The following is a 19,212-nucleotide window of genomic DNA, read 5'->3' on the forward strand; positions in this document are numbered from 1 at the left end:
AAAAGATCACTCTTTCTTCAAATAATCATTCCTGATAAAGTGATTTTCCGAATAATTGAACAGGAGTACCGGGCCTCAGCCCTCCCTATGGACTGTCACCGACGTCACTATTCTTCGCTTTTTCACCTCATTCTTACCGGCAAATCTGCCCCGATGGGCCTGATTTCAGCCGCACTGAAACCGCTTTCATCTGCTATTTCTGCAGCCAATACTTCCGGACGGTCATCTGACAGCCTGGGGTCTGGTGTTTTTGTGCGTCTTTTTTCTTTAACTCATTGCGGAGTCTGACATGGAATTTTTGATGGACCCTTCAATTTGGGTCGGTTTGCTGACGCTTGTCGTGCTTGAAATTGTTCTGGGTATCGACAACCTTGTTTTTATTGCCATTCTTGCCGATAAACTGCCACCGAAGCAGCGTGATAAAGCCCGTATCATCGGCCTCTCGCTGGCGCTGATCATGCGTTTAGGTTTGCTGTCACTGATTTCGTGGATGGTGAAACTGACCACGCCGCTGTTCAGTATTGCGCAGTTCAGTTTCTCCGGCCGTGATCTGATTTTGTTAGTCGGGGGGATATTCCTGCTATTCAAAGCCACCACAGAGCTGCATGAGCGGCTGGAAGGGCATGACGAGCATGGAACAACGAATCGCGGCTATGCCAGCTTCTGGGCTGTGGTGGCGCAGATTGTTGTGCTGGACGCGGTCTTCTCGCTGGATGCGGTGATAACCGCCGTCGGTATGGTGAATAACCTGGCCGTCATGATGACTGCAGTGATTATTGCCATGGGCGTGATGCTGCTGGCATCGAAATCGCTGACCCGTTTCGTAAACAATCATCCAACCGTCGTGGTGCTATGCCTCAGCTTCCTGCTAATGATTGGTCTGAGTCTGATTGCTGAAGGCTTCGGGTTCCACATTCCGAAAGGTTACCTGTACGCCGCGATTGGTTTCTCTATCCTGATTGAATTGTTCAATCAGATTGCGCGCCGCAACTTCCTGAAAAGCCAGTCCAGCCGTCCGATGCGTGAACGTACAGCGGAAGCTATTCAGCGACTGATGGGCGGGAAACGCCAGAATGAGCATGAAGATGAGCCCGCTGGCGATGTATTGCCAGCCGGTGAAACCTTTGCGGAAGAAGAACGTCACATGATCACCGGCGTGCTGACGCTGGCGTCACGCTCCCTGCGCAGCATCATGACGCCACGCACCGAGATTTCCTGGGTAGACTGTGAAAAGTCACCGGATGAAATCCGCAGTCAGCTTCTCGATACGCCGCACAGCCTGTTCCCGATTTGCCGTTATTCACTGGATGATGTTATCGGTGTGGTGCGTGCGAAAGATCTGCTGGTGGCGCTGGAAAACGGTGAAAGCATTGTCGCGTTCGCGGAAAAAACGCCGCCGATTGTGGTGCCGGAAACCATGGACGTCATCAACTTGTTGGCCGTTCTGCGTAAAGCCAAAGGTCGTCTGGTGATGGTCAGCAATGAGTTTGGTGTGATTCAGGGGCTGGTGACGCCGCTGGATGTGCTGGAGGCCATCGCAGGTGAATTCCCGGACGAAGATGAAACGCCGGACGTCGTGACTGACGGTGATAGCTGGATTGCTAAAGGCGGAACCGATTTGCATCTGTTGCAGCAAATTCTGGACGTCAAAACGCTGGTGAATGCCGACGACGATTTTGCTTCTCTTGCCGGGCTGCTGCTGTCGAAATCAGGACAAATGCCGGTCGTGGGTGAAGTGATCGAAATGGCGTCGCTGCACTTTGAAATTCTTGACGTGTCGGAATACCGTATCGAACGCGTACGTATTACGCGGCTGAAATCAGAAGACAAATGGGATGAAGACCAGTAACGGGGCTTTATTTCGGGATGTAAAACGGCGACTCAGGTCGCCGTTTTTTATGGTCGGGGAAAACGGGTTTCCACCTTCAGACCGGATCTGTATTATCCTGCAATTCCATGTTCTGCGTAGTTTTTTTATAACGTTCCAGCCAGATCGGGAATACTTCTATAGGCATCGGGCGGGCAAAGTAGTAGCCCTGCAATGAATCGACCCTGCGTTCGCGCAGATAATCTACCTGCTCACGGGTTTCCACTCCTTCAGCAATCAGTTTTAGATTGAGACGCTGCGCCAGTGTGATGATGGTATCCGTGACGGTGGCGTTAATCGCATCGGTGCCAATTGAGGCCGTAAACGCCTGATCGATTTTCAGCACATCGGGATTAAGGGTTTTGAGATAGCTCAGGGAGCTGTGACCCGTCCCGAAATCATCAATGGCCAGCAGAATACCCATTTCTTTCAACTGTGAAATCTCAGCAGCACGTAACTCCTGTAACCGCGTCCGTTCCGTCAGCTCCAGCATGAGAGAAACTGACGGCTGCGCCGGAAGCCACAGCTTTCGGATGTCATCAACAATTTCCATATTATTAAAGTGTTGTGCCGCAACATTAATACTGACGTAAAAACCCGGCGTTGCCGGAAATACGGACAGATTTTCAGCGACTGTCTGAATGAGATAGCGTGTCAGCGCAATGATTAAACCGTGCTGTTCTGCCAGAGGAATAAACACATCGGGCGAAACCCATTCCTGCCGGCGGTTTTTCCAGCGCATCAGTGTTTCCACGCCAATACAACGGCCATCCGTACTGTTAATAATGGGCTGACAATAAACTTTAAACTCGCGGTGGGAAATGCCGTGGCTGATCGGATAAGCCAGACTGATGCGACTGCCGGAGAACAGATAAATGGCTGTTGCTGTCAGCAGGCTGATCAGAACCGACAGCGGCAGATGTGAAAACAGCTCCTCCCAGGCCAGTGTGCTGGCTTCTTCACCATAAATAGAGACCGCAAAATCATATTTTTCCGATCGGGCGCTCAGCAAAGGGGCGCGCGGCAGGGCACTGGTGTTGATGATTGAATTTTTGCCGTATTCGAGATTTTGTTGTCCGACGTTGAGAACGATGTGGCTGGCATAAGGCGGTTGGGGCTCGAGCAGGAAATTCGACAAGATCCCGATGTTATAGACAAACAGTTCACCGTTAAGATTATCCGGTGTGGTCGGATGCCATAAAACCAGCGTCGGTGTATTGACACGGCTCCATTTCGAGGCGCGCAACTCAAGTTGGGTTTTACCCTGTGCGAAGGAAGGCAAGGTTTGATTGAAATTCAGATCCAGCGTGCCTACCAGGCTTGAACAAACAATGGTGCCGTTGCTGACGAGACTGATTGAACGTAATGTTTGCATGCGGGCGACGGTTTGTTGCAACAGAGGTTGCTGTGCCTTACAGGCGAGTGTCTGGTCGAAAGGAATAATTTTGCCGGCCGGAGAAGCGGGTTCAAGCAATTTTTCCAGTTTTTCAACGGTGTGAACAGCCACACGTTTTTGATCTTCGGCGATAACCTGGGCTTGTTCGTAGATACGAATGCCCAGCGTCAGAAGCAGCGTACATATCCCCATGGCACTGGCGAGGGCAATGCGATAGTAGCGATACTTCGCGAGTCCGGTCTGGGAGAACAGCATCGTTCTAATCCTTTTATCCCGAGTTAAAGGCAGGCTCAAAATTATTATTTTAAAGGGTTACCGATGCGTAACAGCCATTTCGTTTTTATAGAGAGTAGCTGTAAATCGTCGGGCGCTCAGTTTGAGTAGCGGCAAACTCCCTATATTTCTCTGTTCAAATCGAAAAAAACATACAGGTGACAGTGTCACTGAGGTTTTTCCTGTCCATTTCCGACATTTACGCAGACGTAATAAGGGGGACCCGGACAGGGGAAATCAGGCGGAAATCAGCATGCCGCACCTGCAGGGTATAATGCAAGTCTCACTACCATTATGTATTGATAATACAACAGGTTGTTGTTAGCGAAGGTTTTATTGCTGCCGGCTACCGGCCAGGTGGTATTTCCTGCGGTAAATTGGTTGAAATTAATACAACCTGAAAATACCGCAGGAAGAGGTCATCTTTTCGACCGGATCAGTCGCACTGAACCTTAATCGCCAGACCGCCACGCGAGGTTTCCCGATATTTGGAATTCATATCTTTACCGGTTTCGTACATTGTCTCAATGACTTTATCCAATGAAACTCTCGGCTCACTGGTGCGGCGTAATGCCATACGGGCGGCATTAATGGCTTTCACTGACGCGATGGCATTACGTTCGATGCACGGTACCTGAACCTGTCCGGCAACAGGGTCACAGGTTAATCCCAGATTGTGTTCCATGCCAATTTCGGCCGCAACGCACACCTGTTCCGGGCTGCCGCCAAGCAATTCCGTCAAGCCTGCCGCCGCCATTGAACAGGCTACGCCAACTTCACCCTGACAGCCCACTTCAGCGCCTGAAATCGACGCATTCATTTTATACAGAATACCGATAGCACCGGAACTCAGGAAATAACGCAGATAAATGTCCGGGCTGACCGACTGAATGAACTGGTCATAATACGCCAGCACCGCAGGCACAATGCCGCATGCGCCGTTGGTGGGTGCCGTCACGACACGTCCGCCTGCCGCGTTTTCTTCGTTAACCGCGAGGGCAAACATATTCACCCAGTCGATCACGTTCATCGGGTCACTGGAAAGTTTGTCGTTAGACACCAGCATCCGGCGCAGGGCAGAAGCACGACGCGGCACCCGCAACGGGCCAGGCAGAACGCCTTCGGTATTCAGGCCGCGATCGATACAGGCCTGCATGGTGTGCCAGATCTTCTCGAAATACTGCTCAATGTCCTGCTTACTGTGCTGCGCCAGCTCGTTTTTCATCACCAGACCGGATAATGACAGCCCGGTTTCCTTACATTTTGCCAGCATTTCACTGGCCGAATTAAAGCTGTACGGCACCGCCACTTCATCCAGCACAGGCTGACCGAAATGCTCGTCATCAACGATAAAGCCGCCGCCGACCGAGTAATAGGTTTTGCTGTAAATCATCTTGTCGCCAGCAAAAGCGTGAATTTGCATGGCGTTTTCGTGACGCGGTAAATTCTCCCCGCGGAACACCATACCGGTATCACGTGGGAAATCGACTTCATGCTGGGTTCCGCCCAGCGGCAGACGCTCACGTTGCTCAACGTCGCGGATAAAATGTGGAATGCCGTCGATGTCGACGGTATCTGGCTGATTGCCCGCCAGACCTAAAATAATGGCGATATCTGTGTGGTGGCCTTTACCTGTCAGAGACAAAGAACCAAAAACGTCCACAGCGACACGCGTAACGGCAGGCATCATGCCCTTTTCCAGCAGGTCATCAGCGAACTGTTTGCCTGCTTTCATCGGGCCCAAAGTATGGGAACTGGAAGGGCCAATCCCGACCTTGAACATGTCGAAAACGCTAATCACGTCGAATACTCCTGTAATAGATTGCGGCAGGGAACGGGATCCCTGGCTTCCATAAATGAACCAACACCAGAGACAGCCCTTATGGACGGGTCTCTTGTTCTTATGGATAGACTTATAGTTTAAAAGGGCTGAGAGGCAAAAGTTTCATTTTTCGCATGAAATAAACTTATTTGATGCAAAAGTGTGATCGTAATGTAATCACTGAGCTCAGACTTCAACCTGCCGGGCCAACTGACGGATGATTCCCGCCGTCAGCCCCCAGACAAATTGTTGCTGATACCAGGACAGATAAACCCGGTGATGAGTGCCTCTGCGGTGAATATCCAGGGGGTGATAACGTGCGAGATCAAAGGCTTCCCGCAGCGGCATTTCAAACAACTCGGCGACTTCATCTTCCGCGGGATGCAGTGGTACATCAACAGGCAACAGCCCGATAACCGGCGTGACCTGAAAACCGCTGCTGCTGTCCTGCGGCGACAGTGTGCCTAATATATGAACCTGTTCAGGGGGGATCGCGACCTCTTCATGCGCTTCGCGTAATGCGGTGGCAATAATCGAGGCATCGGAAGCATCTGCTGCACCACCGGGAAAGGCGACCTGGCCGGCGTGTTTACGCAACTGATCGGAGCGGCGCGTCAGTAAAAGGGTCGGTTCCGGACGACAAATAATCGGGATCAACACAGCGGCGTGGCGGGTTCCGCGCAACGCCGCAGCAGGCAGGCGCGGCTGCTGCAATTGAAAACGCAGGATGAAATCTTCCACGGCAGGTGAAAACGTCTGTAAGGGCGCGTGTTGTTCCAGCAGCGTCACGGCTGTATTTCTCCTAATTCAGGCAGAATACGGGCAATCTTATCAAAAGTTTCCTGATATTCCGCCTGTTCCTGACTGTCAGCGACGATCCCGCCACCCGCCCAGCAGTAAATTTTGCCCTGTGCGGTGAGCAATGTGCGGATGGTGATATTGCTGTCCATCGTGCCGCAGCAACTCAGATATGCAATGCTGCCGCAATAGCCGTTGCGCCGGTGCGGTTCAAGTTCTTCGATAATTTCCATGGCACGCACTTTGGGCGCACCGGTAATGGAGCCGCCGGGGAAACAGGCACGCAGTAAGGCGCTGGCGTGACAGGTTTCGGGTAACCGGGCGGTGATCGTGCTGACCAGATGATGGACGGCGGGGAAGGGCTCCACAACGAACAGCTCCGGCACCCGCACACTGCCGGGTGTCGCCACGCGGCCGATATCGTTACGCAGCAAATCGACAATCATCAGGTTTTCGGCGCGATCCTTTTCCGATGCCGCGAGCCGTTCTGCCTGCTGCATATCCTCAGTCGGATCTTCGCAGCGCGGCAGCGTTCCCTTAATCGGGCGGGTCTGTATCTCAGCGTCTTTCAGCCAGATGAAACGCTCGGGTGAAAGACAGACAACGGCATTTTCCGGCAGACGCAGAAACGCGGAGAAAGGGGCGCGGTTAGCCTGATTGAGGCGCAGGAAAGCCTGCCATTCATCGCCGCTGTATTCCGTCGAAAACCGCTGCGCCAGATTGATCTGATAGCAATCACCACTGTGAATATATTCCTGAATCTTACGGAATTTCTCACCGTATTCTTCGCGGCTCATATTTGCCCGCCACGGCGCATGTAAACAGAAAGGCGCAGGAGAAGGAACAGGTTGGTACTGGGCCAGCCAGCGTAAACGTTCAGAAACGTCACCATGGCAAATCAGCGTCAGGCGCTGTAAATGGTGATCGGCAATCAGCGCCCAGTCATAAATCCCTGCCGCCATATCCGGCAGGTCGATATCCCGTTCCGCAGTTTCAGGCAATGTTTCTATCCTGCGCCCCAGGTCATAACCGAACAAACCCAGTGCGCCGCCCAGAAAAGGAAAATCCGCTGAACTTTCTGCCTGTAAACCGGCCACCGCCATTTGCTCTTCCAGTAAAGCAAACGGATCTTCAGTCCGGGTTTCGGCCATGCCGTTGTGCTCAATCTGCGTTAGCTTGCCACGTGTGGTCAGCGTGATCAGCGGATCGGCCACCAGAATATCGAAACGATTATGCTGGTGCTGTGCCGAACCTGAATGCAGTAACATCGCCCACGGCAAAGCAGAAAGCGGCGCGAACCGTTCAGTTATTGCATCGGGTTGATAAGGTAATGAATGGAAAACAACGGGTTGGGCGAATGGCATGACGGGTATGAGTTTCTCTGGCGCAGTGACTATTTTTCAGGATCCTAACACAGATCGGGCTGCCTGAAAGCAGCGCAGGCGATTTGCGTGAATAAGGCGTATACTGTGCAACCCCGCACTGCGCGGGCTTTTTATTATCACCCGTACAACAGGACACTCCCATGCTGACAGGTATGCCTTCATTATCACATCACGAACAAGAACAGGCCGCCGATCGTATCCGCCAGTTAATGGAAAACGGCATGAGCAGCGGCGAAGCCATTGCGACCGTTGCAGAAGAAATCCGCGAAACGCATAAAGGTGACCGTGTGACCGTCATTTTTGATGACGAAGACGACGAATAAAACGTTGCTCCGCAGTTTCCCTTTGCTGCAAAGAAAAACCGGACTCTTTTCAGGCGTCCGGTTTTTTTTCATCTCAGCGTCAGGAATGGATTAGCCTTTAACCACCACTGCAGCCGCTGCCTGTTTGGCCTGTTCCACGGCGTCTTCAACGTTGTCCGCCGTCGCCAGCGCTACGCCAAGGCGGCGCTTACCACTGATTTCCGGCTTACCGAACAGACGGATCTGGTTGTAACCGGTCAGTGCGTTTTCCAGGCCGGTAAACGTCACGTTGCTGCTGGTCAGTTCCGGCAGGATTACGGCAGAAGCGGAAGGGCCGAACTGGCGGATATTGCCCACAGGCAGACCGAGGAATGCGCGCACATGCAGGGCGAACTCTGATAAATCCTGAGAAATCAGCGTTACCATCCCGGTGTCGTGCGGGCGAGGTGACACTTCGCTGAAGATCACTTCATCACCACAAACGAACAGTTCAACGCCAAACAGGCCTTTACCGCCCAACGCTTTCACCACTTTCTCTGCGATGTCTTTGGCGCGCTGCAATGCAAGGTCTGTCATCTGCTGTGGCTGCCAGGATTCGCGGTAATCACCGTCTTCCTGACGGTGTCCGATTGGCGCACAGAAATGAATACCATCAACGGCGCTGATCGTCAGCAGGGTGATTTCAAAATCAAACTTCACCAGACCTTCAACGATGACACGTCCGCCGCCAGCACGGCCACCTTGCTGGGCATAATCCCATGCCGCCTGTAACTGATCGGCACTGCGGATCAGGCTCTGACCTTTACCGGAAGAGCTCATCACCGGTTTGATAATGCACGGATAGCCGATGGCGTCGATCGCCTCACGGACAGCCGCTTCATCATCGGCAAACTGATAAGTGGAAGTAGGCAGCTTCAGCGTTTCGGCAGCCAGACGACGGATGCCTTCGCGGTTCATGGTCAGGCGTGTCGCTTCAGCACAAGGCACGACGTTGTGACCCTGTTTTTCCAGCTCGACCAGCATGCTGGTGGCAATCGCTTCGATTTCCGGCACGATAAAATCAGGGTGTTCGCTTTCGATAACCTGTTTCAGTGCATCGCCATCCAGCATGTTAATGACATGGCTGCGATGGGCGACCTGCATCGCGGGTGCATCGGCGTAGCGATCAACGGCGATCACTTCCAGACCCAGTCGCTGGCATTCAATCGCCACTTCTTTGCCCAGTTCGCCGGAGCCTAATAACATGACGCGGGTGGCGCCAGTGCGCAGTGCAGTACCAATGGTTAACATAGCTTCGTACCCAGATCTGTGTGAAGGAAAATAGGAATTTCGGCGCGCAGTATATCTGAAATTATTGTCGACGAAAACGATTGCGCAGTGCTGTTGATAAATTTAAGCGGGAATAAAAGCAGGATTTTTTCAGCCTGTTTTCTGCCGTTTAAGGCAGTCTGCGGGCGTCTCTGTTATCATTTACCCAAACCATGGCGTCAGGCTTCCTGCCGCTGTCCCGATTTTTGCCTCACATAAAGAGTTATCGCCCTTGAGCACGCATTCCTTTTCTGCCCTGACATTACCCGTTGAGCAACTTTCTAACCTGAATGAACTGGGTTACACCGAAATGACCCCGATTCAGGAAGCGTCGTTGCCTGCCATCCTGCTGGGTCAGGACGTCCGCGCCAAAGCCAAAACCGGCAGCGGTAAAACAGCCGCTTTCGGTATCGGTTTACTGAACAGCATTACCGTTTCACAGTTCGTCGCTCAGGCGCTGGTATTGTGTCCGACCCGCGAACTGGCCGATCAGGTCAGCAAAGAATTACGCCGTCTGGCGCGTTTTACCCAAAACATCAAAATTCTGACCCTGTGCGGTGGCCAGGCAATCGGACCACAGCTTGAATCGCTGGTCCATCCGCCGCACATTGTGGTGGGTACGCCGGGCCGTATTCAGGAGCATCTGCGTAAAGGCACGCTGAAACTGGACGAACTGAAAGTACTGGTGCTGGATGAAGCGGACCGCATGCTGGATATGGGCTTTAGCGAAGATATCGAAGATGTCGTCAGTTATACGCCGCAGGATCGCCAGACGCTGCTGTTCTCCGCGACGTATCCGGACGGCATTGAGCGCATCAGTTCTAAATTTCAGCGTCAGCCGCTGAAGGTAGAAATCGAAGGCGAAGATGACATTGCTGATATCAGGCAGATTTTCATCGAAGCCGACAAACATCAGCGCTTATCGCTGCTGGCCGCGGTGCTGTATCAGTATCAGCCGACTTCCTGTGTGGTGTTCTGTAACACCAAACGTGACTGTCAGGATGTTTGTGATGACCTGAAGGCGAAAGGCATCAGTGCGCTGGCGCTGAACGGCGACCTCGAGCAGCGTGACCGCGACCGCGTACTGGTGCGTTTCTCCAACGGCAGTTGCCGCGTACTGGTGGCGACAGATGTTGCGGCACGCGGGCTGGACATTAAACAGCTCGGCCTGGTCATTAATTACGAGCTGTCTTTCGACCCGGAAGTTCACGTTCACCGCGTGGGCCGTACCGGTCGTGCGGGCACCAGTGGCCTGGCCGTCAGTCTCGTGACACCGCAGGAAATGCCGCGTGTAACGGCGCTGGAAGATTACACCCGCCAGCGGTTTACCTGGCAGCCCGCAGCGCAGGCACTGGCCGCCGCCCCGGTGGCGCTTGATCCTGAAATGGCAACGTTATGCATCGATGGCGGCCGTAAAGCCAAAATCCGTCCCGGCGATATTCTGGGCGCGCTGACCGGTGACGCCGGGCTGACCGCAGCTGAAGTTGGTAAAATCGATATGTTCCCGGTTCATGCTTATGTGGCGATTCGTCAGAAGAGCGCTAAGAAAGCGCTGCAACGTTTGCAGGAAGGGAAAATTAAAGGCAAGAATTGCAAAGCCATTATCTTGCGTTAACCGGGTTTATTATCGCTTTGCATTGGCCGTCTTATTGTTAATGTTGTGTTATTGCCTTGTTGAGGATTATATTATCTAACGCAAGCGATGACCTTGCCTTATGTAGGGATATTGTCCGGCAAGGTCAACTGAATGAACGACAAAGACTGGGAAGACGAACGATGAAAAAGATAATCTTGGGCGTTGTGATGGCCGTTGCAGGAATGAGCGGTCTGAGCCAGGTTGCACAGGCCGATGAGCCTGAAGTGAGAACGGCAACGGTAACACCCTGTTCCACGGCCACAAAAGATGAAGTGGCAGCACTGGTTAAACGTGATTTCCTGCAAAACCGTATTCCGCGCTGGGATGCAGATAAAAAAGTGCTCGGCACTTCTACACCGGTGGCCTGGGTGGTGACTGACAGCATCAGCGGCAATAACGCCAGATGGAATATCCCGCTAAAAGTGCGCGGTGATCACACTGATAAAACCTATCAGGTGACCCTCAACTGCCAGATCGGCGAAATCAGCTACAGCACGCCGGTATAGCCTTTCTGCACTTCCGATTGCGTCCGTTATTTCTTAGCGGACGCATTATTTCCCTGCATTGACGTCTCTTGGTTTCCCTGCCTAAACCTGTCACTCTTGTCACACCGCAAAGAGGACAAAGAGATCCCGAGATGATGACACCTCCAAAGGCTGAAAAACGCCCGCAAACCCTGAGCGTACACGGCGATGACCGCGTCGATAACTATTACTGGCTGCGTGATGATGACCGCGCCGATCCTCAGGTTCTGGCGTATCTGACCGCTGAAAACCAATATACCGAACAGGCCATGCAACCGCATCAGGCGCTGCGTGAAACCCTGTATGGCGAAATGGTTGCGCGTATTGCGCAACAGGATCATTCCGTTCCCTACGTGAAACATGGCTACCGTTATCAGACCCGTTATGAACCGGGCAACGAATACGCCATTTATCTGCGTCAGCCCGCAGCGGAACATGAAAACTGGAGCACGCTGATTGATGGCAATGAACGTGCCAGAGACAGCGAATTTTACACGCTGGGCGGTCTGGATATCAGCCCTGATAACAAACTGATGGCCGTGGCGGAAGACTTTCTTTCGCGCCGTCAGTACGACATCCGCATCAAAAAACTTGATGACGAAACCTGGACTGACGATCTGCTGAAAAACACCTCCGGCAGCAGCGAATGGGCGAACGATTCTCAGACACTGTATTACGTGCGCAAACACAAGAAAACGTTGCTGCCGTATCAGGTTTATCGCCACGTGGTCGGCACTGATCCTAAGACCGACACGCTGGTGTATGAAGAGAAAGACGACACGTTTTACGTCGGGCTGGATAAAACCACGTCTGAAAAATACATTCTGATCCACCTCGACAGCACCACGACTTCCGAGATCCTGCTGCTGGATGCCGATGATCCGCAGGCAAAACCGCAGGTGTTTCTCTCACGCCGTAAAGATCATGAATACGCTCTCGATCATTACCTCGGGCATTTCTACATCCGCTCCAATAAAGATGGCAAAAACTTCGGACTTTATAAGAGTGAAGATGGCGTGGAAGCAAACTGGCAGACCCTGATTGCGCCGCGTATTGAAGTGATGCTTGAAGGCTTCAGCCTGTTCCGTGACTGGCTGGTGGTGGAAGAACGTCATCAGGGGCTGACGCAATTGCGTCAGATCCACTGGAAAACTGGCGAGGAAAAATCGCTGGCGTTTGACGATCCGACCTATACCACCTGGCTGGCGTACAACCCGGAGCCGGACACCTCATTGCTGCGTTATGGTTATTCTTCCATGACCATGCCGAGCTCGCTGTTTGAACTCGATCTGGATACGCATGACCGTACGCTGCTCAAGCAGCAGGAAGTGAAAGACTTTGATGCGGCAAATTATCGCAGCGAACGTGTCTGGGTTACGGCACGTGACGGCGTGAAAGTCCCGGTGTCACTGGTGTATCGCCGCGAACTGTTTAAGCCGAATGAAAATCCGTTACTGGTTTACGGTTACGGTTCCTATGGCAGCAGTATGGATCCGGCGTTCAGTGGCAGCCGTCTGAGTTTACTCGACAGAGGATTTGTTTTCGTACTGGCGCACATCCGCGGTGGCGCTGAGTTGGGCCAGCAATGGTATGACGATGGCAAACTGTTCAACAAACTCAACACTTTCCATGACTTCATTGATGTGACCAAAGAACTGGTTGCTGAAGGCTACGGTGACGCCGGGCAGGTTTACGCCATGGGCGGCAGTGCAGGCGGTTTGCTGATGGGCGCAATTATTAATCAGGCGCCAGAATTGTATCGCGGCATTGTGGCACAGGTGCCGTTCGTTGACGTGGTGACCACCATGCTTGATGAATCCATTCCACTGACCACCGGTGAATACGACGAGTGGGGCAACCCGAACGACAAAGCGTATTATGACTATATGCTGCAATACAGCCCATATGATCAGGTTCGCGCGCAGGCCTATCCGCATATGCTGGTCACCACCGGACTGCATGATTCGCAGGTGCAATACTGGGAGCCGGCAAAATGGGTGGCGAAATTACGCGAGCTTAAAACCGATGATAACCAGTTGCTGATGCATACCGATATGGATTCCGGGCACGGCGGTAAATCCGGACGCTTCAAAGCCTACGAAGATATCGCGCTGGAATATGCCTTTGTGCTGGCGCTGGCAGCGAAGCACTAAATATCACACCTTTCCCCTAAATAATTCGGGTTGCAGCCAATGCCACTGCAGCGCGAAGTAGGACGGGGAGAATAAAAAAAACCCGCTCTCGGCGGGTTTATTCTACGAAGTCCATTGTCAGGCAGAAGCTTTCTTGGCTTTTTTCTCAGCCTTTTTTTCGGCCGGAGTTTTCAGTGGTTTTTTCTTCGCATTCTTTTTGCTATCCATTCCTTTACTCATATTTGCCTCTCTTAAAGCTGGTGGATTGGGTTGCTCTGCTATTTACTGCTTAATTCGCTCCGGTTGCAAGTGTCTTCGCAGGTTTTTCTTCACTCTTTGCACGGCCGCTTTAAGGCGGGCCGGGCGTGCCTGAAAGTGAAATTGCGCGATAAGTATGCGAACGGCATGCAAAATAACGATTTTTGCTTATAACACCTTGTGGCGGGCTAGCCGATGCGCTGTTATGAAGATGTAAGCACATCAATCAATACACTGGCCGAATAGAACAGGAAATGTCATGCCAAAATTTAAAGGGTTATATCCGCCACGGGAAGCCTATGCCAGCGGCATGCTTGATACCGGCGATGGTCACCAAATTTACTGGGAACGCAGCGGAAACCCGGCAGGCAAGCCAGCAGTATTTCTCCACGGCGGACCCGGCGGCGGCTGCTCATCGGTACACCGTCAGTTGTTTGATCCCAATGATTATGACGTCATGCTGTTTGACCAGCGTGGCTGCGGACGCTCAAAACCTCACGCCAGTCTCGAAAACAATACAACCTGGCATCTGGTCGAGGATATCGAGCGTTTGCGCAAAATGGCCGGTGTCGACAAATGGCTGGTGTTCGGCGGCTCGTGGGGTTCAACACTGGCGCTGGCGTATGCCGAGACGCATCCTGAACATGTCAGCGAGATGGTGCTGCGCGGAATCTTCACGCTGCGTAAGCAGGAACTGTCCTGGTATTATCAGGACGGCGCGTCCCGCTTCTTCCCGGAAAAGTGGCAACGTATTTTGTCGATTCTGTCGGATGAAGAGCGTAAAGACGTGATTGCTTCTTACCGGGCCCGTCTGACTTCCGGCGATCGCGCTGTGCAGCTTGAGGCTGCTAAAATCTGGAGCCTGTGGGAAGGGGAGACCGTGACACTGTTGCCTGCGGAAGGTTCGGCATCCTTTGGTGAGGACAATTTTGCGCTGGCGTTTGCCCGTATAGAAAACCACTATTTTACACATCTGGGTTTTCTGGAAAGTGACGACCAGTTGTTGAAAAATGTCACACGTATTCGCCACATTCCGGCCGTCATTGTGCATGGCCGTTATGATATGGCCTGCCAGGTGCAAAATGCCTGGGATCTGGCGCAGGCATGGCCGGAAGCGGAGTTGCACATCATTGAAGGGGCAGGGCATTCGTTCGACGAGCCTGGCATTCTCGATCAACTGATCCGCACTAACCAGCGTTTCGCCGCCCGGCGCTAATGTTGCCTGCTACTCCCGTTTACTTTTGCTTCGGCTCATAAGGTAAGCGGGAGAACTTATGTGATTCCCCGCGATAGAACATCACCCGCTCACGAAAATAGGTGCGCAGATGCGCAGGCTGCTCGCGTTCCGCCATCTCAGCGACAACCGGCATGTTGTAGCGTTCTTTAAAGGCCACCGCTGAGGCCGCAAGATCGACATTGATACGATCCATTTCTTCTTTGCTGATTTCAGCCAGATTGATGCTCATAACTGCTTCCCGATGATCCGTTTTACCACATTGTACCCGAGGCAGGCGCCAGCGTGAATGTTGCGATTTGGCTTTTATGTTCCTTTGCCCGGCAAAGAATGCGGATAATTATCAGGAGTAAATAAGAACCATTCACAAATCAGAAGTGATAATTATATTCAACAAGTCGACGTTAATTAATATCGTAAATAAGAATGATTCCTTTTAATAGGGAATTACATGTTAATGATTATCATTGTTGAATATTTATTGCTTTATAAAATGATTTAAAATCAATTGTTTAAAATTAATTGTTATTGCTGTGCATGTTAATGTGAATAAGGTGTATTTATTTTGTGTTGATGCGGGCATAATGCAGATAAATAAATCAGCCCACCTGACTTAATTCAATTTATGGAGCCGTATCGTGCTTAAAAAAGAAATGATTGATCAGCTTAATGAACAGCTGAACCTCGAGTTTTATTCTGCCAATTTATATTTGCAGATGAGTGCATGGTGCAGCGACAAAGGCTACGAAGGTGCCGCCGCTTTCCTTAAACAGCATTCAATGGAAGAAATGGACCACATGCATCGCCTGTTCAAATACGTCAGCGATACGGGTGCTCTGCCTTTGCTGGGCGCAATTGCCGCTCCGCCGGTGGCTTTTGAATCCCTGACTGATCTGTTCAAACAGACTTACGAGCATGAACAGCTGATCACCCAGAAAATCAACGAACTGGCTGATCTGTCTATGACGCTGAAAGATTACTCTTCTTTCAACTTCCTGCAGTGGTACGTTTCTGAACAGCATGAAGAAGAGACGTTGTTCAAATCAGTCCTTGATAAACTGGCGCTGGTCAGCAACACCGGTAACGGCCTGTTCTTCGTGGATAAAGATCTCAAAAATATGGTGACGCAAACTCCGGCAGGCTAATTTCCCGCCAGAGGTGTTCACAAAAACGCAGAGTGCTTCCGCCTCTGCGTTTTTTTATGCCTTTTTGGCAAACGTTTTGTGGCGGTTTGCGCTAAAGTGACGGCGTTATAAATTCATCGTTAAGCAAGCCAAGGAATTATCGTGTTCAAAAAAACCACTTCTCTTTGCCGTGCCCTGGCAGTCTCAGCCGTTCTGCTGAGCGGATTTATCTCACAGCAGGCTTCTGCTCACGCCCATCTGAAAACAGAAACCCCGGCGGCGGATTCGGTGTTAACCGTCAGCCCGACTGAACTGTCTCTCGGCTTCAGTGAAGGGATCGAGCCTGATTTCAGTAAAATTACCCTGACGGATGCCAGCCAGAAAACAGTGAAAACCGGCAAAATGACGCTGGCAGCGAATGACAACACTCAGGCCGTTCTGCCACTTTCCGATGCGTTGAGCGCGGGGAAATACATTGTTTCGTGGAACGTTGTCTCCGTTGATGGTCACAAAACGCACGGTCAGTACAGTTTCACCGTTAAATAAGCGATGAGTCTGACTGCACTGTTTGTTCTGTGCCGCTTCATGCATTTTGCTTCGCTGATGCAAATCTTCGGTCTGAGCGTTTTCTGCTCGTTGCTGACGCCTGCAGGTTTCTCGGCCGTGTTGTTGCGCAAAAACCAGACCCTGATGATCTGCTCCGCCCTGGTTGCGGCGGTCACTTCGGTCGGTATGCTGGCGATTCAGGCTGCGCTGATGGGCAACGGCTGGAGTGATGCGCTGAATCTGAATGTCTGGCTGCTGGTTTTAACCACTGCATTTGGTGAAGTCTGGCGCTGGCATTTATTACTGACGGCCGCGCTGTTGCTGGTGCTTTTGATGGACTGGCTGCCCGCGCGGAATATGCTGGTCTTCCTGTGCTCATGCGGTTTACTGATGAGTCAGGCGTTGGTCGGCCATGCTGCGATGCATGAAGGTCTGCCCGGGCTGGTACAGCGGACGAATCATGTGGTGCACCTGCTCAGCGCGGCCTACTGGTTCGGGTGTTTGCTGCCATTGCTGATCTGTATGGGATATACCCGACAACCTTCGGCAAGACCTTATGCTATTGCCACGCTTATCCGTTTTTCGCTCTGGGGACATGCCGCCGTCGCGCTGGTGATCCTCACCGGTATCATCAACACGGCCATTATTTTACAGCGCTGGCCAACGGATATGACGTCGCTTTACCAGTGTCTTCTGGTGGTCAAAGTGCTCATGGTAGGAATGATGGTGGCTGTCGCTGTGTTTAACCGCTACCGGCTGGTGCCCTTAATGGGTAAAGATCCCGACAGGGCACAACACTATTTTATCATGATGACCTGGCTCGAATGGGGGCTGGCGCTGGGCGTATTGCTGCTGGTGAGTGTGTTTGCCACACTGGCACCGCGCTGAACGGGTTATCTGAATAAGTACCAGGAATTTAATATCACCGAGGAAAAATTATGAGGAAAACACTGCTAGCTTGTGTGCTGCTGACCTTATCTGCCAGCAGCTTTGCGGCACCCCAGTTGGAAACGATCAGCCGTCTGCAATACGGCAAAGCCTGGGCCTTTACCCGTGAAGAAGTCATGCTGCAATGCCGTCCCGGTAATGCGCTGTATGTGATTAACGACAGCACGCTGGCGCAATATCCTCTCAATGACGTGGCGAAAGAGCAGGTAAAAAACCATCAGGTTCAGGCTGTGCCACTGGAGAAAATCTGGCTGGACGACCCGCAGAACCCAGGGCAAAAAATGAGTCTGGCCCCTTTTATTGCCAAAGCTCAGTCGCTTTGCTGAACAGCCGTGCCGACGATAACTGACTGATGTAAATCCCATGTTTTGCGTATGTTGTCACACAATGAAAATAATACATCATTGTTATTATCACTATGTTTCAAACTGGGTGGAAAATAGTCATCTGTCGTCTACTCTTTAAGTTGTACGGCTTAACCGCCTGCATTAATGCCAACTTTTAGCGCACGGCTCTCTCCCAAGAGCCATTTCCCTAGACCGAATATAGGAATCGTATTCGGTCTTTTTTTTGAACATTTCTTAAATCAATAACTTACCGTTAAAACAATCACTTAAACCACTTCCTGTTACCTTCAATGCTGCTCATTTGGACTTTCTGCCGCCACTTTGTCGCCATCCATTTGAGCCAGCGGATTCAGGTGAATAGCGTCTTCCAGGTGATCGGGAGCGAAGTGTGCGTAGCGCATCGTGATGCGGATATCTGAGTGTCCGAGGATGCGTTGCAGCACGATGATATTGCCCATGCTGTTCGCTGGCGGCCATGAGTCGCAGGATTTGTTCCTGGGTCAGCCATGCCATTTCACGTTCCGGTTGATCAAACTCGCGGATATTTTCGGGAGGGGTTGATTGAGTCAGTCGTATACATGCAAGGGTGCAACCGATGGGTTTGTCTAAGCAAATATCTTTTGGAAAGGTTGCGGCGCAAACGGTGAAATTTTTATGCCAGGTTGTTAAGATTAGTCTTAACAGTTTGCTTTCACTATAAGGACTTAATGATGAAGTTTGTTCTGGGATTTGCTGCTTTAGTGCTTCCGTTTGCCGTGAGTGCTGCATTTGTCAACCCTATGGAATTCGATGGTTCCGAAGCGCAAAAACAAGAAGTAATTGAATACATCAAGGCGAGGGTGAAGGCTGATTACTGTGATGGTGCCGTTAATATGTGCCAGCCAACAACGCTTCGTATGATGGAAAAGCAAAATCTGACCGCTTTTAAAAATCTGACCAAAGCCAAAAATAAAGAAATATTAGATAAGGTTATCGGGGATTATTGTGAAGGTGCGGTTAATATGTGCACTTACGCGACTCTGGATATGATGTACAAACAAAATCTGAAAGCCAGCGGTGAGCAACTTAGCTGGTGATCCTGAATGTTAAAAAACCCGCCATTGGCGGGTTTCTTGTTTTAATGCATCTGCAAAGATTGTTGCTGATGTTTATCCGGATGCAACTGAACAGCATGAACGGTGCCAGGTTCAACAATGATGTCCGCAATGGATTCATGCGTTTTGAACGGGCGTGTGCTGCGTGCTGACATTTCGGGCAGTGCATCATAATAATCACCATGTAATCATTTTTAATTAGATTTGATCATTGTGTT

General features: G+C 51.4%; 18 protein-coding genes and 1 pseudogene. 11 read left to right on the plus strand and 8 right to left on the minus strand.

Translation table 11 applies throughout. The annotated features are described in order from the left end of the window. The first annotated feature begins 289 nt into the window (after nt 1-289). Nucleotides 290-1,849: a TerC family protein gene (locus LC431_RS22525; protein WP_013576189.1), complete on the plus strand. Its 1,560-nt coding sequence runs from the start codon at nt 290-292 to the stop codon at nt 1,847-1,849. Between the two features lie 76 nt (nt 1,850-1,925). Here LC431_RS22525 and LC431_RS22530 read toward each other — a convergent pair whose 3' ends face one another. From LC431_RS22530 to pabB, 4 genes are all read right to left on the minus strand, one after another. Then, nucleotides 1,926-3,518, minus strand: a complete 1,593-nt coding sequence (locus LC431_RS22530) for an EAL domain-containing protein (protein WP_013576188.1) — start codon at nt 3,516-3,518, stop codon at nt 1,926-1,928. A 454-nt stretch (nt 3,519-3,972) separates the two neighbouring features. Next, nucleotides 3,973-5,337: an L-serine ammonia-lyase gene (locus LC431_RS22535; RefSeq protein WP_013576187.1), complete on the minus strand. Its 1,365-nt coding sequence runs from the start codon at nt 5,335-5,337 to the stop codon at nt 3,973-3,975. Nucleotides 5,338-5,544: 207 nt separating this feature from the next. Further along, nucleotides 5,545-6,147, minus strand: a complete 603-nt coding sequence (locus LC431_RS22540) for a CoA pyrophosphatase (protein WP_013576186.1) — start codon at nt 6,145-6,147, stop codon at nt 5,545-5,547. Then, on the minus strand, nt 6,144-7,520 hold the full coding sequence (gene pabB / locus LC431_RS22545) for an aminodeoxychorismate synthase component 1 (RefSeq protein WP_223510344.1): 1,377 nt from the start codon (nt 7,518-7,520) through the stop codon (nt 6,144-6,146). Before pabB ends, LC431_RS22540 begins: the two co-directional genes overlap by 4 nt. Before the next feature lie 161 nt (nt 7,521-7,681). On the opposite strand from pabB, the gene LC431_RS22550 reads away from it, so the two are divergent. Further along, nucleotides 7,682-7,864: a YoaH family protein gene (locus LC431_RS22550; RefSeq protein WP_013576184.1), complete on the plus strand. Its 183-nt coding sequence runs from the start codon at nt 7,682-7,684 to the stop codon at nt 7,862-7,864. 90 nt (nt 7,865-7,954) lie between these two features. Here the strand turns inward: LC431_RS22550 and purT are convergent, their stop codons facing one another. Beyond that, complete coding sequence (gene purT, locus LC431_RS22555; protein WP_223510345.1) at nt 7,955-9,133, minus strand: formate-dependent phosphoribosylglycinamide formyltransferase; 1,179 nt, start codon at nt 9,131-9,133, stop codon at nt 7,955-7,957. Nucleotides 9,134-9,383: 250 nt separating this feature from the next. On the opposite strand from purT, the gene dbpA reads away from it, so the two are divergent. The 4 genes from dbpA (at nt 9,384) to pip (ending at nt 14,917) form a co-directional block, all read left to right on the plus strand. Further along, nucleotides 9,384-10,766, plus strand: a complete 1,383-nt coding sequence (dbpA, locus tag LC431_RS22560) for an ATP-dependent RNA helicase DbpA (protein ID WP_013576182.1) — start codon at nt 9,384-9,386, stop codon at nt 10,764-10,766. Nucleotides 10,767-10,927: 161 nt separating this feature from the next. Then, nucleotides 10,928-11,293, plus strand: coding sequence for a protein YebF (gene yebF, locus LC431_RS22565; protein WP_013576181.1), 366 nt, complete (start codon nt 10,928-10,930; stop codon nt 11,291-11,293). A gap of 131 nt (nt 11,294-11,424) precedes the next feature. Further along, entirely contained in the window at nt 11,425-13,464 is a 2,040-nt protein-coding gene (locus LC431_RS22570) for a S9 family peptidase (RefSeq protein ID WP_223510346.1), read from the plus strand. A 496-nt stretch (nt 13,465-13,960) separates the two neighbouring features. Further along, on the plus strand, nt 13,961-14,917 hold the full coding sequence (gene pip, locus LC431_RS22575) for a prolyl aminopeptidase (protein WP_013576178.1): 957 nt from the start codon (nt 13,961-13,963) through the stop codon (nt 14,915-14,917). 19 nt (nt 14,918-14,936) lie between these two features. On the opposite strand, the gene LC431_RS22580 is transcribed toward pip, so the two are convergent. Then, complete coding sequence (locus LC431_RS22580; RefSeq protein WP_013576177.1) at nt 14,937-15,167, minus strand: DNA polymerase III subunit theta; 231 nt, start codon at nt 15,165-15,167, stop codon at nt 14,937-14,939. Between the two features lie 406 nt (nt 15,168-15,573). Here LC431_RS22580 and ftnA point away from each other — a divergent pair, with 406 nt between their 5' ends. The 4 genes from ftnA to LC431_RS22600 all read left to right on the plus strand — a co-directional run bounded on the left by ftnA (nt 15,574) and on the right by LC431_RS22600 (nt 17,879). Beyond that, nucleotides 15,574-16,080, plus strand: coding sequence for a non-heme ferritin (ftnA, locus tag LC431_RS22585; protein WP_013576176.1), 507 nt, complete (start codon nt 15,574-15,576; stop codon nt 16,078-16,080). Nucleotides 16,081-16,218: 138 nt separating this feature from the next. Then, on the plus strand, nt 16,219-16,605 hold the full coding sequence (gene copC / locus LC431_RS22590) for a copper homeostasis periplasmic binding protein CopC (RefSeq protein WP_369794827.1): 387 nt from the start codon (nt 16,219-16,221) through the stop codon (nt 16,603-16,605). Nucleotides 16,606-16,608: 3 nt separating this feature from the next. Then, on the plus strand, nt 16,609-17,493 hold the full coding sequence (gene copD, locus LC431_RS22595; RefSeq protein ID WP_153376238.1) for a copper homeostasis membrane protein CopD: 885 nt from the start codon (nt 16,609-16,611) through the stop codon (nt 17,491-17,493). A 50-nt stretch (nt 17,494-17,543) separates the two neighbouring features. Next, nucleotides 17,544-17,879, plus strand: coding sequence for a YebY family protein (locus LC431_RS22600; RefSeq protein ID WP_013576173.1), 336 nt, complete (start codon nt 17,544-17,546; stop codon nt 17,877-17,879). A gap of 308 nt (nt 17,880-18,187) precedes the next feature. On the opposite strand, the pseudogene LC431_RS22605 reads toward LC431_RS22600, so the two are convergent. After that, nucleotides 18,188-18,355, minus strand: a pseudogene (locus LC431_RS22605) (integrase); the annotation flags it as partial. Nucleotides 18,356-18,607: 252 nt separating this feature from the next. Here LC431_RS22605 and LC431_RS22610 point away from each other — a divergent pair. After that, nucleotides 18,608-18,976 (plus strand): hypothetical protein, encoded by a 369-nt coding sequence (locus tag LC431_RS22610; RefSeq protein ID WP_223510347.1) that lies wholly within the window; start codon nt 18,608-18,610, stop codon nt 18,974-18,976. Nucleotides 18,977-19,017: 41 nt separating this feature from the next. Here LC431_RS22610 and LC431_RS26325 read toward each other — a convergent pair whose 3' ends face one another. Continuing rightward, nucleotides 19,018-19,149: a hypothetical protein gene (locus tag LC431_RS26325; RefSeq protein WP_255611245.1), complete on the minus strand. Its 132-nt coding sequence runs from the start codon at nt 19,147-19,149 to the stop codon at nt 19,018-19,020. Between the last annotated feature and the right edge of the window lie 63 nt (nt 19,150-19,212).

Source organism: Rahnella sp. GSA61A (genome assembly GCF_019969905.1).
Lineage (GTDB): Bacteria > Pseudomonadota > Gammaproteobacteria > Enterobacterales > Enterobacteriaceae > Rahnella > Rahnella aceris.